Genomic DNA, 19,307 nt, shown 5'->3' with positions numbered 1-19,307 from the left:
GTCGGATTGCTTTATACTATAATAAGCCAAAGTTACCGAAAAATGATTTTAATTTGAGAGAGGGGTTTACTTTGGCAAGAGAACATGTACAGACAGATATGACAGCAGGAAGTCCGATGAAAATCATTTTGAATTTTACCATTCCTATTTTTATCGGAAATATGTTTCAGCAGCTTTACAGTATGGCGGATACGGTCATTGTAGGGAAGTTTGTGGGGACAAAAGCCCTGGCTGCGGTGGGAAGCGTAGGAACGATTATGTTTCTGATTTTGGGGTTTCTGCAGGGACTGACGGCTGGTTTTTCCGTGCTGACGGCCCAGAGATTCGGCGCAGGGGACATGGACGGCATGCGGAAAACCGTGGGAACGGCTGCAGTGCTTTCTCTGGGAATCACAGTGGTGATGACAGCGGGAAGTATGCTGACGATGAAACCACTTCTGGTATTTATGCACACACCGGATGATATTTTCCAGGATGCCTATGCCTACATTATGATTATCTGTGCAGGAATTGCGGCTACGGTACTTTACAACCTGCTGTCCGGTATTTTAAGGGCTTTAGGAGACAGCAAGACACCATTGTATTTTCTGATTTTATCGGCGGCCTTAAATGTAGGGCTGGATTTGCTGCTGATTATTGTATTTCATATGGGGGCGGCTGGCGCAGCCTATGCTACCGTGATTTCCCAGGCAGTATCCGGTATCGGGTGTCTGCTGTATATTATAAAAAAAGTGCCGCTTTTGAAGCTGCACAGAGGCGACTTTAAGGTAGAACCGTATATGGCGAAAATGCAGCTGGCTATCGGGCTTCCTATGGCGCTGCAGTATTCTATTACAGCCATTGGAACCATGATGGTGCAGTCTGCTCTGAATCTGCTGGGCTCTATGTCCGTGGCAGCCTTTACTGCGGCTAACAAGATTGAGCAGCTGGGAACCCAGGCTTATGTGGCGCTGGGAACGACCATGGCGACCTACTGTGCTCAGAACATGGGAGCAGGAGAAGTGAAGAGAATTCGCCAGGGATTCCGGGCAGCTACCATCATCGGCAGTATTTACAGTGTAATTCTGGCAGTCCCTGTTGTGACGGTGGGAAAATATCTGGTGTACTTCTTTGTGTCCGGAGATGTGTCCGGCATTATGGGGCAGGCAGACATTTATCTGAAATGTGTGGGTATTTTCCTGATTCCTCTTACCATTGTCAATGTATACCGAAATGGAATTCAGGGTATGGGCTACGGTTTGCTTCCTATGATGGCAGGTGTGGCAGAACTGGTGGGCAGAGGTGTCGTTGCTATGATTGCTGCTCAGAGACACAGCTATCTGGGAGCCTGTTTGGCCAGTCCCTTTGCCTGGGTGCTGGCAGGAGGACTTCTGCTGGTCATGTACTTCAAAATTATGAAACATCAGGAGAAATATATTGCTTAAGAAATTTAAAACGGTCAAGTATGAAATAGAATCTGACAAACTGAAACAGCAGGGCTTTCGCGCTGCTGTTATCAGTGATTTGCACAATGTGGAATTTGGGGAGAAAAATCAGCGACTGCTCCAAAAACTGGAAGAAGAACAGCCGGATATGCTGCTGCTTGCAGGCGATATGGTTCTGGGAAAAAAAGAGGCCTCTGTCAGGGCTGCTTATGATTTCCTTCGTCAGGCCGTGAAGATTGCCCCTGTGTTTTATGGGCTGGGCAACCATGAGCAGCGTATGAAGCAGAAACCGGAGGTTTTCGGAAGAGATTATCTGCTGTTTGAGAAGCAGATTCAGCGCTTGGGCGTGATTATGCTGGAAAATGCCACGAAAGCATATGAAATCAAAGGGGAAAAGCTGCTCCTTTCCGGACTGATGCTGCCTTACTCCTATTATGACAAGAGAGGGAAAAAGAAGCTTGAAAAGCGGGATATAAACCGTCTGGTAGGGAAATCTTCCAGAGAGTGGTTTCATATTCTGCTGACCCATACGCCTAAGTATGGAGACGCTTATCTGGACTGGGGCGGGGATTTGATTCTGGCAGGACATTACCATGGAGGCGTGATGAGACTGCCTTTTTTAGGTGGTGTCATCAGTCCGGATTTCCGTCTTTTCCCAAAATACTGCCGGGGACATTTCCAGAAAGAGGAAAGTCATCTGGTGGTAAGCGCCGGATTGGGCGAGCATACCATTCCGCTGCGGATTTTTAATCCCAGGGAGCTATTGCTCATAGACTGTCTGCCCAAAAGTCGGGGATAGGGTGGACTTTTGGAGGAAAATAGTGTAAAATGGCTTTCAGCGGTAAAAAGCAGGAAGAGGTAGAACAATATGGGAATCCCGGTAAAACTGCAGGTGTTTGAAGGACCTCTGGACCTTTTGCTTCACCTGATTGAGAAAAACAAAGTGAATATTTATGATATTCCCATTGTAGAGATTACAGACCAGTACATGGAATACATTCATGCCATGGAACGGGAAGACTTAAATATTATGAGCGAATTCATGGTTATGGCGGCAACGCTGATTTCCATTAAGTGCAGAATGCTTTTGCCAAGAGAGGTCAATGAAGAAGGGGAAGAGGAAGACCCCAGAGAAGAACTGGTGCGCCAGCTTCTGGAATATAAAATGTACAAATATATGTCTTATGAACTGCGGGACCGTATGGCTGCGGCAGCAAGAAATGTATACAAACTGCCAACCATTCCGGAGGAAGTGCTGGCTTATCGGGAACCGGTGGAGACTACAGATTTGCTGTCCGGACTGACCCTGAAGAAACTGAATACGATTTTTCAGAGCGTCATCCGCAGGCAGGAAGACAAGGTAGACCCCATCCGAAGCAAATTTGGAAAAATCGAGAAGGAAGAGGTCAGTCTGCCGGATAAGATGGAAGAGGTCAGAGAATATGCCAGAGTACACAGACATTTCGGTTTCCGGGATTTACTCAGCCGGCAGGCCAGCAAGGTGCAGGTTATTGTTACCTTTCTGGCTATTCTGGAACTGATGAAAATGGGCATTATTCACATTAGCCAGAGATATATTTTTGACGAAATAGAAATAGAAGCCCTTCAGGAGGAAGGATAGAACATGGAACTGAAAAAACTGGAAGGGGCCATAGAAGCGCTGCTGTTTGCCATGGGAGAGTCCGTGGAAGTAAGTGCACTGGCTAAGGCCATTGGACACGATACAGAGACCACAGCGAAAATCGTACGGAATATGATGCTTAAGTACCGGGAGGAAGACCGGGGCGTTAAGATTATTGAACTGGAGAACGCATTTCAGATGTGTACCAAGGAAGAGTATTATGATTATCTGGTGAAAATGGCGCTTCAGCCGAAAAAAGCTGTGCTTTCCGATGTCATGCTGGAAACCTTGTCTATCATTGCCTATAAGCAGCCTGTGACCAAGCTGGAAATCGAGAAAATCCGGGGCGTAAAGTGTGACCATGCCATTGCCAAGCTGATGGAATACGGATTGGTGCAGGAAGTAGGACGTCTGGACGCGCCGGGAAGGCCTATCCTTCTGGGAACCACAGAGGAGTTTTTGAGAAACTTCGGGGTGCAGGGACTGGACGAACTGCCGGAAATCGACCCGGTACAGATGGAGGATTTCAAGGCAGAAGCAGAAGAAGAGATTCAGCTGCAGCTGAATGTATAAAGAAACAGAAAAGATATTGCAAAACCAACGGGGGTTTGTGGTATCTTTTTTTGTACCTGGACATAAGTTTTAAGAAGAGGAGACAGGACTATGAAAAAAAGCAGACACCCTTTTCTTTTATTGTTGACAGTTGCTTTCTGCATGGAGTTCTTTCTGACCGGAACGGTATGCTATGCAGATACAGAAGCAAAAGAGGTAGGAAATCTTTACGCGCTGTCTGCCGTATTGATGGACGGAGATTCCGGACGGATTCTCTACGCAAAAAACGGTGAGGAAAAAAGGCCCATGGCCAGCACTACGAAAATCATGACCTGCATTCTGGTTCTGGAAAACAGCCGCCTGGATGAAGCGGCAGAGGTTTCCGCTTATGCGGCTTCCATGCCCAAAGTCCGCTTGGGGGTACAGCCTAAGGAGCGGTATCTGACAGGAGATTTGCTCTATTCGCTCATGCTGGAAAGTCACAACGATACGGCCGTGGTGCTGGCTGAACATGTGGCAGGCAGTGTGGAGGCATTTGCAGCTCTTATGAATGAAAAGGCGGAAGAAATCGGGTGTAAAGATACCTGGTTTATTACGCCAAACGGTCTGGACGCAGAGGAAGAGACGAAAGAAGGCATCTGGGAACACAGCACTACGGCAGCAGACCTGGCCCGGATTCTGCGCTATTGTATCAGCGAATCTCCTAAGAGGGAAGAGTTTCTTGCAATCACGGGAACGCCTTCCTATGATTTTTCAGACTGTGATGGGAAACGGACGTTTTCCTGCAGGAACCACAATGCATTTCTTACTATGATGGAGGGCGCCCTCACCGGGAAAACAGGTTTTACAGCCAAAGCAGGCTATTGCTATGTAGGGGCCTTAAAACGGGATAACCGAACCTTTATTGTGGCGCTTTTAGGCTGTGGCTGGCCCAACAACAAAGGGTATAAATGGGTAGACACCAGAAAACTTATGGAGTATGGTCTGAAGAATTATACCCTGCACCCCCTCTCTGAAGCCGCAAAACCTTCTGTTCCGGAAGAATTGCCGGTGGAGAACGGACAAAGCCGGATTCTGGGAGAAATGAGAGAGGTTCCCCTGGTATGCAGCCAGGGAGAAGACCGGCAGGTGCTTCTAAAAGAGGGAGAAACCATTGAAGTCACTTATGAAGGGGCGACTGGTCTTTCGGCCCCGGTAAAAAGAGGGGAGACCATCGGCAGGCTTACCTATGCCACAGAGGGGTGGATATGGAAAACAGAAGACATTACGGCAAAGGAAGATGTAGATAAAATCACATTTGACTGGTGCCTGAAGCAAACCGTAAAAAGATTTGCAGCCGGTTGAAAAAAAGCCGGGACATGGTAAAATAAAAGAAGCAAACAAAAAAAGCACAAAAGAAAGGAAATCTGGCTATGAACGAAATTATGAAAAATATTCTGACAAGAAGAAGTATCCGGGGATTTCAGGAAAAAGAAATTCCGAAGGAAGAACTGGAACAGATTGTGCAGGCAGGACTTTACGCTCCCAGCGGACATAACTATCAGACCTGGAAATTTACAGTTGTGACCAGCAAAGAGGAAATACAGAAGCTTGCAGAAATGATAGGAAAGAAGCTGAAAAGAGAACATTACGACATGTATCAGCCCCAGGTACTTTTGATACCTTCCAATAAAAAGGACAATCCTCATGCCATGGAGGACAATGCCTGCGCACTGGAAAATATCTTTCTGGCAGCCCATTCTTTCGGTGTGGGTTCTGTGTGGATTAATCAGTTGAGAGACGTATGTGAAGAGAAGGAAATCCGGGAAATACTGAGAGGCTGGGAGATTCCCGATGACCATCAGGTGTTCGGCATAGCGGCTCTTGGGTATGCGAAAGCACAGCCAAAGCAGGAGGTAAAGAAAATCGGGACGGTACATTATGTGGAATAAAACAGTTTTGATGAATTTTTCCGGTATTTATCCCCAGGAGGACTGCTTTAAAGAACAGGGAACCTGGTTGGATATGACAGATTTAAAAGGCGTGAACTGCTACTGTACGGAGGAAGCAGGAGAAATCATACGGCAGCGTATCCGGAAGTTCAGAGGGGAGGGAATTCATTTTCTGGATTCGGGAAACTATCATTATCTGAGTAAATTCTGGCTGGAAAAAATACAGAAGCCTTTTGCTCTGCTGGTCTTTGATCATCATACCGATATGCAGGAGGCTGCCTTTTTCGGCCTGCTTTCCTGCGGAAGCTGGGTGAGAGAGGTGTTGGATACCAACGAAAATCTGAGGGATGTGTGTATTGCAGGCCCTTCCCTGTCAGCCTTTGCAGAGTGTCAGGCAGAGGAAAGAGGTGTGACTGCTGTAGCCGAAGAAGAACTTTCCCAAAACGGAGAAGAAAAGCTGCTGGACTGGCTGAAAAGCAGTCAGCTTCCCCTGTATCTCTCCATTGACAAAGATATTTTGGCAGAAGAAGAGGCCAGAACCAACTGGGACCAGGGACAGGTTTCTCTAAAGCAGCTGTTAAACTGGATAAAGCTGGCCTTTGCCCACCGGAGGATTCTGGGTGTGGATGTCTGCGGAGAAAACCCTCAGGATACAGCTCTGCCGCCGAAAGAGGAAGACTTGAAAATCAACCGCAGAACCAACGCAGCGTTGTGGAACTGTTTGCAGGAAGCACTGGAAATGCAGAAGATTTGTGAGGAAGAGAGCAGAAAACTGGATGAAAAATTTCTCTCCAGCAAACAGGAAAGCCTGAAGCTGGACATTGCCCTGAAACGCTACTTTGAAGGGGGAATGAAATATGCATCTTATCTTTCTCTTCGTATCCGCCCGGCGGGGGAGCAGTTGATTCGGGAAGGCGAAAACCGTACGCTGAAACGTTTCCTGAAAGCATTTCCGGTGGATGGCGCTGTACTGGAGGATCTTCTTTTAAAAGCGGAAAAATATAAAAACACAGAGGCGCAGCTTCTTCTTTTGCAGAAAAAGAGAGAAGTGCAGGGATTTCAAGAGGAAAGCTGGGAATTGTAAAAGTATGAAAGAACAAACAATGCTCTGGGAGAAACTAAAGCGGACGGTCCTTACCAGATTGTGCTGCGAAAGTCCGGGACTTTACGGAACGTTTACCGGAATCTTTCTCGGTATGGAAGAGAAAAATCTGTCGGGTACGGATGGGAGCAGATTTTACTATTCTTTGGAGAAATTTTTCTCTCTCTACAGCCGGGAAGGGAATAAAGGGGTTCTCCGTTTCTTTCTTCACAGCCTTTTTCATGTGCTGTATTTCCATATGAATGTGAAAAAAGAGTGTTATGAAGAAGAATTTTATCACCTGGCCTGTGATATTGTGGTGGAATACACCATAGATTGTCTGGGCATGGAGAGACTGACAGGCACCATGTCAGAAGCAGAAAAAGGATTATGCAGGAAATTGTGGGAGAAAGAGAGCAGTTTATCTGTGAAAGAAGTCTATGACAAACTGAAAAACCGCTATGAAAAGGAAGGAAAAGAAGCCTGCAGAAGGGCTTTTTTTCGCAGGGACAGCCATAGCTTTTGGAAACCCCTGAAGCCCGGGCGTGTCAGAGAAATCCGACAGGCTGCACAGAACCTTGAAAAGGGCAGCCAGTCACAGGGACAGGATGGTTCCGGAAGGCGGGGAAGTGAGGCAGGAGAACAGCAAGAGTGGTATGAGGTACAGGCCAAAAGAAAACGGGATTATTACCGATTTTTGAGAAAATTTGCGGTAGAAAGAGAGGAATTGCAGCTGGACCTGGAGAGTTTTGATTATCTTCCATACTTGATGGGACTGGCCAGGTACGGAAATCTTCCGCTTTTGGAACCTTTGGAATACACAGATGCCCGAAAACTGGAGGAACTGGTGATTGCCATTGATACGTCCGGCTCCTGCAGCCGCCCTGTGGTACAGCGGTTTCTGGAGGAAACTTACGGGGTACTCAGCCGCAGAGAGGATTTTTTCAAAAAGATGAAACTTTACATCCTGCAGTGCGACTGTCTCGTTCAGGAAGCAGCCGTGATAACCAGTGAAAAAGAATGGAAGGAATATCTGAAACGAATCCGAATACAGGGAAGGAGCGGTACGGATTTCCGTCCTGTGTTCCGGTATGTGGAGGAGCTGCAGAAGAAGGGAGAACTGAAGCATTTAAAAGCGCTTCTTTACTATACAGACGGCGACGGGATTTATCCCACAGAGAAAACAGATTATGAGGCAGTATTTCTGCTGACCCGCCAGCCGCTTAAGGAAACAAGGATACCTTCGTGGATTCAGATAATGTACATGGATGAAAGAAATCAGGGAGATAAGACATGAGAAACATTGCACAGGCAAAAGAGGAGATTATCCACACCGTACAGGCTTATACGGCAAAAGATGAAAAGGGAAACTATAAGATTCCGTTGGTCTGCCAGCGCCCCATGCTGCTTATGGGACCGCCGGGCATCGGTAAGACCGCTATTATGAAGCAGATTGCCCGGGAAGAGAAAATCGGACTGGTGGAATATACGCTGACCCATCACACCCGTCAGAGTGCCGTGGGCCTGCCCATTCTGAAAAAGAAAAATTTTGGCGGGAAGGAGTACACGGTAACCGAATATACCATGAGTGAAATCATTGCCTCTGTGTACCAGTGTATGGAACAGCAGCAGGTTTCCGAGGGAATTTTGTTTCTGGATGAAATCAACTGTGTATCGGAAACTTTGGCGCCTACCATGCTGCAGTTTTTACAGAACAAGACTTTTGGAACGCACCGTCTTCCCCCGGGATGGGTGATTGTGGCAGCAGGAAATCCGGAAAGATACAACAAATCTGTCCGGGAGTTTGATATGGTGACTTTAGACCGGGTGCGGAGTATGGAAATTGAAGCAGACTATAAAGTCTGGAGAGCGTATGCCCAAAAGAGGCAGATACATACCGCCGTTTTGGCATATCTGGATTTAAAACAGGAAAATTTTTATCAGATACGGGAAAAACAGGAAGGAAGCTGCTTTGTCACAGCCAGAGGCTGGGAAGATTTATCTCGGATTCTGCAGGTGTATGAGGAACTGGAGATTCCCGTGACAAAGGAACTGGTAGAAGAATATATCCGGGACGGGGAAATTGCCGCAGACTTTGCAGGGTTTTATCAGCTTTGCAGGAAATACGAAAAAGAATGGGAACCGGACAGATTATTTTCTCTGGAAAACCGGGAAAATCCAACAGAAAAGGCAAAACTTTTAGAAGGGGCCGGGCTGGATGAAAAGCTTCTGCTGATGAATGGACTGGAGCAGGGGCTTACAGAACGGGTCAAGACTTGTCTTTTGGAGAAAGCCTACATGAACGGGATTTACGAAGAACTTGCCAGGATAAAGAAAGAGGCTGCGGGTGGCAGGGCATTTGATGAGATTTTGGAATCCTGTATCTGCGGGAAAAAAGAGCGGGATGCTATCCTCAAAGACCAGGGTCTGCTTTCCGGGGAAGAATGGGAAATTCGGCAGCGTGTTACCCGGTGGATTCAGGAAAAGCGGCAGGAAAGGAAACTTCTGGAGGGACAGACAGAAGCCCCCGGTTTTCCCTGGCTGAAAGAAGCGTTTTACAGGGAGACGCTGAAACTGAAAAGAGCAGAAGAGGAAGTCAAAGACGCGCTGGAATACAGCATTACTTTTATGAAAGGAGTGTGCGTCAAAGGCCAGGAACTGGCTCTGTTTCTGACCCATCTATCCGGCAATGAAGAGATTATGGCCTTTATCCGGCAGCATGGCTGTGAAACTTACCTCAAAGAGGGAGAAATCCTGCTGGCCAGTGAAGCGGAAGAAGCCTTAAAGAAAGAAATTCAGGACTTTCAAAAGCAGATTTAAAAGAAAAAAGGAAAAATTTGTAAGTTATTCTTGACTAATTTAGTCAAGAATTGTTATAATCTTAACAAATAAAAAGGAAAGTACATATCAGGAGGAAACAAGAATGAATCAGTGTTTTGGTTGTAACACCTGCGCCAGCGCAGATAAACCGCTGGAAGGATTTATCCGTGAATTGCCAATGGAAACTTCTCATCACAGAGTAGAAGGTCAGAGTACCAAATGCGGCTTTGGTCTGCAGGGTGTCTGTTGCCGTCTGTGTGCCAACGGACCGTGCCGTATCACACCGAAAGCACCAAGAGGAATCTGCGGCGCAACGGCAGACGTGATTGTGGCCCGCAACTTCCTGCGCGCAGTGGCAAGCGGTTCCGGCTGTTACATTCATATTGTGGAAAATACTGCATTAAACGTAAAGAAAACAGCAGAAATTAAAGGGGAGATTAAAGGTGAAAAATCCCTGGCAAGACTGGCTGAAATCTTCGGTGTACAGGGAACAGACAAATGGGATACTGCAAAACAGGTAGCCCAGAAGGTTCTGGATGACTTATATAAACCGGAATATGAAAAAATGGAACTGGTAGAGAAAATGGCTTATGCACCGCGTTTCAAAAAATGGCAGGAGCTGGGCATTTTGCCGGGCGGCGCAAAGAGCGAAGTCTTCCACGGCGTGGTAAAGTGTTCCACAAACTTAAATTCCGACCCGGTTGATATGTATACAGACTGTCTGAAATTGGGTATTTCCACCGGTTTATATGGCCTTACACTTACCAATCTGTTAAATGATGTACTTTTAGGCGAACCGGAACTTCGTATGGCGCCGGTAGGCCTGCGTGTGATTGACCCGGATTACATCAACATCATGATTACCGGACATCAGCACACCATTTTCGTGGATTTACAGGAAAGACTGACTTCCGAAGCCGCTGTTGCAAAGGCAAAAGCAGCAGGCGCGAAAGGCTTCAAGCTGGTAGGCTGCACCTGCGTAGGTCAGGATTTACAGCTTCGCGGCGCACACTATGAGGAAGTCTTTGACGGACATGCAGGAAACAACTACACCAGTGAAGCGGTTCTGGCTACAGGCGGTATTGACGCTGTACTTTCTGAATTTAACTGTACCCTTCCGGGGATTGAGCCCATCTGTGAAGAATTGAAAATCAAACAGATTTGCCTGGATGATGTGGCAAAGAAAGCCAATGCAGAATTGAAACCATTCGTATTTGAAGAGAGAGAAAAACAGAGCGAAGAAATCATTGATGAAATCGTAGAGGCATACAAGGCAAGAAGGGGAAGTGTTCCCATGAATCTGATGCCGGAACACGGAAATGACCACACGTTAACCGGTGTTTCCGAAGGCTCTTTAAAAGATTTCCTGGGCGGCAACTGGAAACCGCTCATTGACCTCATTGTATCCGGAGATATTAAAGGTATTGCTGGCGTGGTGGGATGTTCCAACCTGACTGCAGGCGGCCATGACGTACTCTCCGTAGAACTTACGAAAGAACTGATTGCAAAAGATATTCTGGTTCTGACAGCAGGATGTTCTTCAGGCGGTATTGAAAACTGCGGTCTTATGACACCGGAAGCAGCAAAACTGGCCGGACCGAAGCTTCGCGCAGTTTGTGAAAAATTAAACATTCCTCCGGTATTAAACTTTGGTCCATGTCTGGCTATCGGACGTCTGGAAATCGTGGCTACTGAACTGGCAGAAGCTATCGGTGTGGATATTCCTCAGCTTCCATTAGTGCTTTCCGCTGCACAGTGGCTGGAAGAACAGGCTTTGGCAGACGGCTGCTTCGGTCTGGCTCTGGGACTGCCCCTGCACCTGGGACTGCCTCCATTCGTAACAGGAAGCAAAACAGCCGTAAAACTGCTTACAGAGGATATGAAGAACCTCACAGGCGGACAGGTTATCATCAATGGAGACGCAAAGGAAAGCGCAGACATTCTGGACAAGATTATTGAAGAAAAACGTGCAGGACTGAATATCTAAAATCAACGGGGGTATCTCATGAAAAGAATAATGATAGATGCTGCCAAATGCGATGGGTGCAAAAGCTGCTCCATCGCATGCATGCAGGCACACAGAAAGGACGAAGGCAATGTATATACTCTGGACTTGACAGACATTGCCAATGAATCCCGGAACTATATTTACAAAAATCCAGACGGAAGCTATACGCCGGTTTTCTGCAGACACTGTGACATGCCGGAGTGCGTGATGTCCTGCATGAGCGGCGCGCTTACCAAGGACGAGCAGACAGGGCATGTGCAGTATGATGAGAAAAAATGCGGTTCCTGTTTTATGTGTGTGATGAACTGCCCATATGGGGTGTTAAAACCCGACGACAGTACACATATGAAAGTCATCAAATGTGATTTCTGTATTGAAAAAGGCGAAGAGCCAAGCTGTGTAAAGGCCTGTCCAAAGCAGGCTATCTGGGTTGAGGAGGTGTAGCAGATGGAATATGTGATTTTAGGAGCCGGAGCAGCAGGAATCACTGCGGCAAGGACCATCAGAAAAGCAGATTCTCAGGGGAACATTACCATGCTTTCCACAGATACACAGGTACATTCCCGCTGTATGCTGCACAAATTTTTAAGCCATGAAAGAACCGCAGAAGGGCTGAACTTTGCAGAGACAGATTTTTTTGAGAAAAACAGAATCCACTGGAAACCGGGTGTGACGGTGACAAAGCTGGATACTGCTGCAAAAAAAGTAATGACGGACAAGGGAGAGGAAATCTCTTACGACAAGTTGCTCATTGCCACAGGGGCGGAAAGCTTTATTCCTCCGGTGGGAAATTTAAGAGAGGCAAACAACGTTTTTGGACTGCGCCATTTAAAGGACGCACAGGCTATTGATGCCATGGCAAAAAAGGCAGAAAACATTGCTATTATCGGTTCCGGTCTGGTAGGTCTGGACGCAGCTTACGGCTTAATGGAAACAGGCAAAAAAGTGTCGGTTATCGAGATGGCAGAGCAAATTCTGCCCATTCAGCTGGACAAGACGGGCGCATATGAATACCAGAAGCGTTTTGAAAAGGCAGGTGCTGCCTTTTATCTGGGAAGAAAAGCTGCGGATACTATTATGAATGCAGAGGGAAAGATTACCCGTTTGGTGCTGGACAACGGTACAGAGATTCCCTGTGATTTGGTGATTGTGGCAGCAGGTGTGCGCTCTGCAGTGGCAGGCATGGACGGCGAAGGCATTGTCATTGACCGCGGCCTTCAGGTAAATGAATATCTGGAAACCGGAGCCGCAGATGTCTACGCAGCAGGCGATGTGACAGGACTTTCCGGAATCTGGCCGAATGCCCAGAAACAGGGGGAAACCGCAGCCCTTAATATGTGCGGAAGCAAAGTGGCCTATACAGACCGGTATGCCATGAAAAATACCATAAATTTCTTCGGATTGGTTTCCATGTGCGTGGGGTTGATTGTGCCTGAAGAGGGAGATACTGTAATAGCCAGAGAAGGGGCAAGCAGCTACAAACGCGTAATCTTAAGAGACGGTAAGGTTGCAGGCGTGCTTCTGCAGGGAGATATTTCCCATGGCGGTATCTGGCAGTATCTGATTAAGAACGGTATTCCGGTAGATACCATTGAGAAAGATATTTTCGCTCTGAACTTCGGAGATTTTTACGGAATGAAAGAAAACGGAGAGTATCAGTGGAACACTGCGTTAATGTGAGTTGCAAAAGCGGGTGAAACATGGCTTGACAAAAGCAGGCGGGATTTGTATACTGTCCTTGTATGAGTCAAAGGCAAAGACGGGAACAAGTAGTTTGCAGAGGAACGGACAGAAAGCAGCCGGCAGATGAGAGGCGCGTGGGAATCTGACAGATGAATACCTCCCTGAGCTTCACACCGAAAAGCAATGAGTAGGCTGTGACGGATGGGTGTACGTTACAACACCATGAGTATCGCTTACGCTGTACTTGCAGAGGCAGACCAGTGCGAACTGGCTGTGAATAAAGGTGGTAACACGGGAATTTCAGAGTTCTCGTCCTTTTATAAATTGAGAAAGGACGAGGGCTCTTTTTGATTTTCAAAAAACCTCTCCTTTCCGGAAAAAGCAGAAGAAAAGGAGAATACAGAGATGAAAATTTATGACGAACTGGTTGCCAGAGGATTGATTGCTCAGGTAACGGACGAAGAAGAAATCAGAGAACTGGTGAACAACGGAAAAGCAACATTTTACATTGGTTTTGACCCGACTGCAGACAGTCTTCATGTGGGACACTTTATGGCTCTGTGCCTGATGAAACGCCTGCAGATGGCAGGCAATAAGCCCATTGCCCTTATCGGCGGCGGAACCGGATACATCGGCGACCCTTCCGGAAGAAGCGATATGCGTTCTATGATGACCCCGGAAATGATTCAGCACAACTGTGACTGCTTTAAAAAGCAGATGGAACGTTTCATTGATTTCTCTGAAGGAAAAGCTTTGATGGTGAATAACGCAGACTGGCTGTTGGATTTGAATTATGTGGAACTTTTAAGAGAAGTGGGTCCGCATTTCTCTGTAAACCGTATGCTTACTGCTGAATGCTACAAGCAGCGTATGGAAAAGGGACTCAGCTTCCTGGAATTTAACTACATGATTATGCAGAGTTACGACTTCTACATGCTGTACCAGAAATACGGCTGTAACATGCAGTTCGGCGGAGATGACCAGTGGAGCAATATGCTGGGCGGAACGGAGTTAATCAGAAGAAAGCTGGGTGAAAATGCCTGTGCCATGACCATTACCCTGCTTTTGAACTCCGAAGGCAAGAAAATGGGCAAGACACAGTCCGGCGCTGTATGGTTAGACCCCAACAAGACTTCTCCTTTCGATTTCTATCAGTACTGGAGAAATGTGGCAGACGCAGACGTACTGAAATGTATCCGTATGCTCACCTTCCTGCCGTTAGAGCAGATTGATGAAATGGACAGCTGGGAAGGCAGCCAGTTAAACAAAGCCAAAGAAATCCTGGCTTACGAGCTGACCGAACTGGTACACGGAAAAGAAGAAGCAGAAAAGGCGCAGGAAGCAGCCAGAGCATTATTCACCAGCGGAAATGCGGCAAATATGCCTTCTGCAAAAATTGAGGAAAGCGCGCTGACAGACGGAAACATAGACTTAATTTCTCTTCTGGTAAACAGCGGACTGGCCAATACACGCTCCGAAGCCAGACGCGCCATTGAGCAGGGCGGTGTGTCCGTGGACGGAGAGAAAATTACAGATATCAAATACCTGCTTGCAGGAGAAAAACTGCAGGGTGAAGGTATTGTATTGAAAAAAGGGAAGAAAAACTTCAGAAAAGTAACTATGGCGTAAAAAGAAGGGGCCTTGTAGCAAAAAGAATTTCTTGCATAACCGGATTCTTGAAATTATAATCAGTCTTATGAAACAGCAACAGAATAAAAGGAGGTTTCCCACCTATGATTCAGCAGATTATCGAATATAACCGAGAATTTGTAAAAAAAGAGAGCTACAAACCCTATATTACCAGCAAATACCCTGACAAAAAACTGGCGATTCTTACCTGTATGGATACCCGGCTGACAGAACTTCTGCCGGCAGCACTTGGTATCCGGAATGGAGATGCTAAAATCATCAAAAATGCTGGCGGTGTCATTACCCATCCCTATGGAAGTGTTGTCCGCAGTCTTCTGGTTGCACTCCTGAAACTTGGTGTGCAGGAAATTATGGTCATTGGTCATACAGATTGCGGTGTTCAGGGAATGGATGCTGAAGAAATGCTGGAAAAGCTCACACACCGGGGAATACCGAAAGAACACATTGATATTGTCCGGCGGAGCGGAATTGACCTGAATCAATGGCTGGGAGGTTTCTCTTCTTCTGAAGAATCTGTCCGTGAAACAACTGCGGCGCTGAAAAACCATCCTCTGATGCCGAAAGATGTAACTATACAAGGCTTTATCATGGATTCTGTTACCGGTGCACTGACCAGCATCTGTTAAGTTATGAAAGGAAGGGCGCGATTTATTTTGAGTCACGCCCTCCACAAAAGATTTCTCGTATAGTTTTATAAAATGATATTGTCTTCTCTCAGTGTTTGTAGTAGAATAAAGCTAAATCAAAAAAGTCTGCGCTGCATTCCATTCGGCGTGTATACATTTTCTATTGGATTCTATTTCATTCTTATTTTCATTTTATCTTCGTTTTCATCAGATTCTTTTATTTCCCGGATAAAGTAGTAAAAAGAAGAAACATTCCCATTGTGCAGGTGCAGACGGAAAGAGGCTGTCTTATGAAGAAAGAGGGAATTTTGTTTCAAGGTCTCTGTATACAAGAAAGGCAAAGACTGGATTTTGTGGAGGAGGAAGGCTTTTACTATGAGAAGAGAAAACCGTATCAAAAGACGGAAAAAAAATATGCAGATGTCACCTATTTTCTCCTTTACATTATAAGCAAGAACCAGATGTGCAGAGAGATGGTGCAGGATATGGAAACGCAGTGGCTGGAGTATCTCCGGGAGAGGGCAGGAAACAGTGTCTATCAGGGAGAAGGATTCTGGGACAGCCTGTCAGGAGAGGAAAAAATATGTGCAGAAGCAGTTTTAGGACTTTTGGAGGATATCCGGGGGGATGAGGAAGAACGGGCAGAACTGGCTTGGATTGGGTTTTGGTATCTGATTTACAAAGGATTCCAGGAGACCTATTGCTTTTTCAAAAACATTCCCCGAACTACTTTTCAGGTGCTCTGTCAGCGGGCCGGGGAGAAAAAACGAGAACGCTGTATGGGAATCAGTTATTTATGTATGGAATTTTTGTTTGCAGAAGAATTGGGGGTGCAGATAGAGAAAAATGGGACGTATCCCCTTTTGTACGGCTGTATGAAAACCTGTCAAAAGATGTGGGAGAGTTGTCTGGAAAGTGAAAAAACGAAATAAAAAAGGAAAAAAGGCACATTCTATAGACAGAGTGTCAGAAACAAAAGTCCTTTTCAAAAGAAAATCTAAAAAATAGTAAAAATCTTCTGTTAAAGCTGTTAAAAAATTGTCAAAAACTATTGAAAAAAAAACCGAAACAAGGTACAATTATAATTGGCAGAGATTGGTTTTACTATTGTAATGTAATGCAGTGAACCGGAGATGATTTCTGCGCGAAAACCGGATGAGGCGTGCGGTAACAGTGCGGAAATCCCGGTAAGCAGCAGGCAGATTTTTTCTGCTGTGAAAAATAAATTTAAGATGGAGGGCTGAACAATGAGTAGTACAGCACAAACCTTAGCAAGTAAAAGAATTAATTCTTTACTTGATGAGAACAGCTTTGTTGAAATCGGCGGCTATGTAACAGCCAGAAACACAGACTTCAACTTATCTGAAAAAGAAACACCGGCAGACGGCGTCGTTACCGGATACGGTGTCATTGACGGCAGCCTGGTATATGTGTACAGCCAGGACGCCTCCGTGTTAAACGGTTCCATTGGTGAAATGCATGCGAAAAAAATTGCAAATCTGTACGATTTGGCCATGAAGACAGGCGCACCGATTATCGGTCTGCTTGATTGTGCCGGCTTAAGACTGCAGGAAGCAACGGATGCATTAAATGCTTTTGGTGAAATCTACACAAAACAGGTTATGGCCTCTGGCGTAATTCCTCAGATTACAGGAATTTTCGGTACCTGCGGCGGCGGACTTGCAGTGGTTCCTGCACTGACAGACTTTACTTTCATGGAAGACACAAAGGGAAGACTGTTTGTAAATTCCCCGAATGCACTGGAAGGAAACGAAATTTCCAAGTGTGATACTTCAAGCGCTGCATACCAGAGCGAACATGCAGGCTTGGTAGATGTTGTGGGAAGTGAAGAAGAAATTTTAGGACAGATGAGAACTCTGATTTCCATGCTTCCGTCCAATTTTGAAGATAATTCTTCCTATATAGAGTGTGCAGATGATTTAAACCGTGTTTGCCCGGAACTGGAAAACTGTGTGGGAGATACTTCTATTGCACTTTCTCAGATTGCAGACAACCAGGAATTCTTTGAAGTAAAAGCAGCTTATGCAAAAGATATGGTAACAGGTTTCATCCGCTTAAACGGTGCAACGGTAGGTTGTGTTGCAAACAGAAGCGAAGTTTACAACGAAGAAGGCGAAAAGACAGAAACTTTTGAAAACGTATTATCCGCAAGAGGCTGCAAGAAAGCGGCTGAATTTGTGAAATTCTGTGATGCATTTGAAATTCCGGTTCTGACTCTTACCAATGTAAAAGGATACAAAGCGACAAAATGCTCTGAGTCCAATATGGCAAGAAACGCAGCAGAACTGACAAATGCTTTCATCAGTGCAACGGTTCCAAAGGTAAACATTGTAATTGGCGAAGCTTTCGGAAGCGCTTACCTGACTATGAACAGCAAATCTACAGGCGCGGATATGGTATTTGCATGGCCAAACGCACAGATTGGTATGATGGACGCGAAACTGGCTGCCAAAATCATGTATGCAGACGCAGACGCAGCTACTATTAATGAAAAAGCAGCAGAATATGCAATGCTGCAGTCCAGCGCTCTTTCTGCAGCAAAGAGGGGTTATGTGGACACTATCATTGAAGCAGAAGATACAAGAAAATATGTAATTGGCGCATTTGAAATGCTGTTCACTAAGAGAGAAGACCGCCCAAGCAAGAAACATGGCACAGTTTAAGCGAGGGGGAGATGATATGAAACAGAGATGGAAAAAAATAGGCAGTTTAGTATCAATCGGTGTTCTGGTATTTTCTCTGTCCGCCTGCGGTCAGACGAAAGATGAAATCAACAGTACGGTACAGAATAATCTCTATCAGACTACTGTTGCTACGGTACAGTCTCTGGTGCAGTATGACAAGGCGACAATGGAACAGTCCATAGAAGAAAATCCGAACATGGACGACTTTACCAAGAATGCATTTGTTTCCTGGGGAGATTCTTCCGAAGAACTGGGTGCATTTAAGGAATTTAAAGAAACAACACCGGAAGAGGCCGTAAAGAAAGACGGAAGCCAGTATGTCATCACTTTAGAGGCAGAGTTTGAAAACAGGGACGCTGTGGTAGAAATGGTATACGACAGCAAGCTGAACGCAGAAAGCGTGGGATTCAGTGCAGACTACAGCATGAAAGAAAAAATGCTTGATGCGGTTATGAACGCCATTGTAGGTCTTGCAACCGTATTTATCATGCTGATTTTCTTAAGCTTTGTGATTTCTCTGATGAAATATGTACCAAAGCTGGAAGCAGCTCTGACAAAGAAGAAAGATTCCAACCAAGCGGTACCTGCACAGGAAGACAATATTGCAGCAGTCAACAGCGCACCAGCGCCTGCACCGGTACAGGAAGAACTGGCAGATGACGGCGCTTTGGTGGCGGTTATTGCCGCAGCTATTGCAGCAGCAGAAAATACGTCCACAGACAGCTTTGTGGTACGTTCTATCAGAAAATCAAACAAAAGAAGCTGGAAATAAGTTTTAGTGGTAGGAGGAAAGAAATATGAAATCTTATACAATTACAGTAAATGGCGTTGCATATGATGTAACCGTAGAAGAAGGAAGCGGAAACGCTGCACCTGCAGCAGCACCTAAGGCAGCACCGAAAGCTGCTCCAAAAGCAGCACCGGCTGCAAAACCTGCAGCAGCGGCAGCAGGGGCGATTGAAGTAAAAGCATCTGTTCCTGGTAAAGTCTGCAAAATCGAAGCAAACGTAGGACAGGCTTTAAAAGCCGGTGACCCGATTGTCATTCTGGAAGCCATGAAAATGGAAATTCCGGTTGTTGCACCTCAGGATGGTACACTTGCAGGCATTAACGTAGCTGTAGGCGATGCAGTAGAAAACGGTGCTGTACTGGCATCCATGAACTAGAATTTGCATACAGTGTAAATTCCCAAGAAACAGGTACAGA

The 19,307-nt window shown here is 46.0% G+C and carries 19 protein-coding genes; all 19 read left to right on the top strand.

Annotated elements, in window-relative coordinates:
* The first annotated feature begins 98 nt into the window (after positions 1-98).
* The 19 genes from G5A70_RS08250 to G5A70_RS08160 all read left to right on the top strand — a co-directional run bounded on the left by G5A70_RS08250 (position 99) and on the right by G5A70_RS08160 (position 19,267).
* Entirely contained in the window at positions 99-1,424 is a 1,326-nt protein-coding gene (locus tag G5A70_RS08250) for an MATE family efflux transporter (protein WP_173749201.1), read from the top strand.
* Entirely contained in the window at positions 1,417-2,223 is an 807-nt protein-coding gene (locus G5A70_RS08245; protein ID WP_173749190.1) for a metallophosphoesterase, read from the top strand. Before G5A70_RS08250 ends, G5A70_RS08245 begins: the two co-directional genes overlap by 8 nt.
* Positions 2,224-2,292: 69 nt before the next feature.
* The gene (locus G5A70_RS08240) at positions 2,293-3,045 is read left to right on the top strand and encodes a segregation and condensation protein A (RefSeq protein WP_173749189.1); all 753 of its coding nucleotides are present in this window, start codon (positions 2,293-2,295) and stop codon (positions 3,043-3,045) included.
* A gap of 3 nt (positions 3,046-3,048) precedes the next feature.
* Positions 3,049-3,618: an SMC-Scp complex subunit ScpB gene (scpB, locus tag G5A70_RS08235; RefSeq protein WP_173749188.1), complete on the top strand. Its 570-nt coding sequence runs from the start codon at positions 3,049-3,051 to the stop codon at positions 3,616-3,618.
* Between the two features lie 90 nt (positions 3,619-3,708).
* On the top strand, positions 3,709-4,941 hold the full coding sequence (locus tag G5A70_RS08230) for a D-alanyl-D-alanine carboxypeptidase family protein (RefSeq protein ID WP_173749187.1): 1,233 nt from the start codon (positions 3,709-3,711) through the stop codon (positions 4,939-4,941).
* Between the two features lie 68 nt (positions 4,942-5,009).
* Complete coding sequence (locus G5A70_RS08225) at positions 5,010-5,528, top strand: nitroreductase family protein (RefSeq protein WP_173749186.1); 519 nt, start codon at positions 5,010-5,012, stop codon at positions 5,526-5,528.
* The gene (locus G5A70_RS08220; protein ID WP_173749185.1) at positions 5,518-6,612 is read left to right on the top strand and encodes an arginase family protein; all 1,095 of its coding nucleotides are present in this window, start codon (positions 5,518-5,520) and stop codon (positions 6,610-6,612) included. The genes G5A70_RS08225 and G5A70_RS08220 overlap by 11 nt, the downstream gene beginning before the upstream one ends.
* A 4-nt stretch (positions 6,613-6,616) precedes the next feature.
* Positions 6,617-7,906 (top strand): VWA-like domain-containing protein, encoded by a 1,290-nt coding sequence (locus G5A70_RS08215; protein WP_180211116.1) that lies wholly within the window; start codon positions 6,617-6,619, stop codon positions 7,904-7,906.
* Positions 7,903-9,429 (top strand): AAA family ATPase, encoded by a 1,527-nt coding sequence (locus G5A70_RS08210; RefSeq protein WP_173749184.1) that lies wholly within the window; start codon positions 7,903-7,905, stop codon positions 9,427-9,429. Before G5A70_RS08215 ends, G5A70_RS08210 begins: the two co-directional genes overlap by 4 nt.
* Before the next feature lie 103 nt (positions 9,430-9,532).
* Positions 9,533-11,416, top strand: coding sequence for an anaerobic carbon-monoxide dehydrogenase catalytic subunit (gene cooS / locus G5A70_RS08205; RefSeq protein ID WP_173749183.1), 1,884 nt, complete (start codon positions 9,533-9,535; stop codon positions 11,414-11,416).
* Between the two features lie 18 nt (positions 11,417-11,434).
* Entirely contained in the window at positions 11,435-11,881 is a 447-nt protein-coding gene (locus G5A70_RS08200) for a 4Fe-4S dicluster domain-containing protein (RefSeq protein ID WP_173749182.1), read from the top strand.
* Between the two features lie 3 nt (positions 11,882-11,884).
* Complete coding sequence (locus G5A70_RS08195; RefSeq protein ID WP_173749181.1) at positions 11,885-13,117, top strand: NAD(P)/FAD-dependent oxidoreductase; 1,233 nt, start codon at positions 11,885-11,887, stop codon at positions 13,115-13,117.
* Between the two features lie 204 nt (positions 13,118-13,321).
* Positions 13,322-13,471 carry a hypothetical protein gene (locus G5A70_RS08190; RefSeq protein WP_173749180.1) on the top strand — a complete coding sequence of 50 codons (150 nt, stop codon included), beginning with the start codon at positions 13,322-13,324 and terminating at the stop codon, positions 13,469-13,471.
* Positions 13,472-13,525: 54 nt separating this feature from the next.
* Positions 13,526-14,749 (top strand): tyrosine--tRNA ligase, encoded by a 1,224-nt coding sequence (gene tyrS / locus G5A70_RS08185; RefSeq protein WP_173749179.1) that lies wholly within the window; start codon positions 13,526-13,528, stop codon positions 14,747-14,749.
* A gap of 104 nt (positions 14,750-14,853) precedes the next feature.
* A complete protein-coding gene (locus tag G5A70_RS08180) occupies positions 14,854-15,396 on the top strand; it encodes a beta-class carbonic anhydrase (RefSeq protein ID WP_173749178.1) in 543 nt (180 codons plus the stop codon).
* A gap of 290 nt (positions 15,397-15,686) precedes the next feature.
* On the top strand, positions 15,687-16,328 hold the full coding sequence (locus G5A70_RS08175; RefSeq protein ID WP_173749177.1) for a hypothetical protein: 642 nt from the start codon (positions 15,687-15,689) through the stop codon (positions 16,326-16,328).
* A gap of 315 nt (positions 16,329-16,643) precedes the next feature.
* Complete coding sequence (locus G5A70_RS08170) at positions 16,644-18,080, top strand: acyl-CoA carboxylase subunit beta (protein ID WP_173749176.1); 1,437 nt, start codon at positions 16,644-16,646, stop codon at positions 18,078-18,080.
* Between the two features lie 16 nt (positions 18,081-18,096).
* Positions 18,097-18,873, top strand: a complete 777-nt coding sequence (locus G5A70_RS08165; protein WP_173749175.1) for an OadG family transporter subunit — start codon at positions 18,097-18,099, stop codon at positions 18,871-18,873.
* A 25-nt stretch (positions 18,874-18,898) separates the two neighbouring features.
* Positions 18,899-19,267 carry a biotin/lipoyl-containing protein gene (locus tag G5A70_RS08160; RefSeq protein WP_173749174.1) on the top strand — a complete coding sequence of 123 codons (369 nt, stop codon included), beginning with the start codon at positions 18,899-18,901 and terminating at the stop codon, positions 19,265-19,267.
* The last annotated feature ends 40 nt before the right edge of the window (positions 19,268-19,307 follow it).

This window comes from Blautia hansenii (assembly GCF_013304445.1).
Classification (GTDB): Bacteria; Bacillota; Clostridia; order Lachnospirales; family Lachnospiraceae; genus Blautia.
Note: the sequence above shows the minus strand (reverse complement) of the source record. Positions and strands in the feature narration are given on the sequence as shown.

Coding starts and splice junctions, on each gene's coding strand:
- G5A70_RS08250 (WP_173749201.1), top strand. CDS start 99: ATGACAGCAGGAAGTCCGATGAAAATCATTTTGAATTTTACCATTCCT.
- G5A70_RS08240 (WP_173749189.1), top strand. CDS start 2,293: ATGGGAATCCCGGTAAAACTGCAGGTGTTTGAAGGACCTCTGGACCTT.
- scpB (WP_173749188.1), top strand. CDS start 3,049: ATGGAACTGAAAAAACTGGAAGGGGCCATAGAAGCGCTGCTGTTTGCC.
- G5A70_RS08230 (WP_173749187.1), top strand. CDS start 3,709: ATGAAAAAAAGCAGACACCCTTTTCTTTTATTGTTGACAGTTGCTTTC.
- G5A70_RS08225 (WP_173749186.1), top strand. CDS start 5,010: ATGAACGAAATTATGAAAAATATTCTGACAAGAAGAAGTATCCGGGGA.
- G5A70_RS08220 (WP_173749185.1), top strand. CDS start 5,518: ATGTGGAATAAAACAGTTTTGATGAATTTTTCCGGTATTTATCCCCAG.
- G5A70_RS08215 (WP_180211116.1), top strand. CDS start 6,617: ATGAAAGAACAAACAATGCTCTGGGAGAAACTAAAGCGGACGGTCCTT.
- G5A70_RS08210 (WP_173749184.1), top strand. CDS start 7,903: ATGAGAAACATTGCACAGGCAAAAGAGGAGATTATCCACACCGTACAG.
- cooS (WP_173749183.1), top strand. CDS start 9,533: ATGAATCAGTGTTTTGGTTGTAACACCTGCGCCAGCGCAGATAAACCG.
- G5A70_RS08200 (WP_173749182.1), top strand. CDS start 11,435: ATGAAAAGAATAATGATAGATGCTGCCAAATGCGATGGGTGCAAAAGC.
- G5A70_RS08195 (WP_173749181.1), top strand. CDS start 11,885: ATGGAATATGTGATTTTAGGAGCCGGAGCAGCAGGAATCACTGCGGCA.
- G5A70_RS08190 (WP_173749180.1), top strand. CDS start 13,322: ATGGGTGTACGTTACAACACCATGAGTATCGCTTACGCTGTACTTGCA.
- tyrS (WP_173749179.1), top strand. CDS start 13,526: ATGAAAATTTATGACGAACTGGTTGCCAGAGGATTGATTGCTCAGGTA.
- G5A70_RS08180 (WP_173749178.1), top strand. CDS start 14,854: ATGATTCAGCAGATTATCGAATATAACCGAGAATTTGTAAAAAAAGAG.
- G5A70_RS08175 (WP_173749177.1), top strand. CDS start 15,687: ATGAAGAAAGAGGGAATTTTGTTTCAAGGTCTCTGTATACAAGAAAGG.
- G5A70_RS08170 (WP_173749176.1), top strand. CDS start 16,644: ATGAGTAGTACAGCACAAACCTTAGCAAGTAAAAGAATTAATTCTTTA.
- G5A70_RS08165 (WP_173749175.1), top strand. CDS start 18,097: ATGAAACAGAGATGGAAAAAAATAGGCAGTTTAGTATCAATCGGTGTT.
- G5A70_RS08160 (WP_173749174.1), top strand. CDS start 18,899: ATGAAATCTTATACAATTACAGTAAATGGCGTTGCATATGATGTAACC.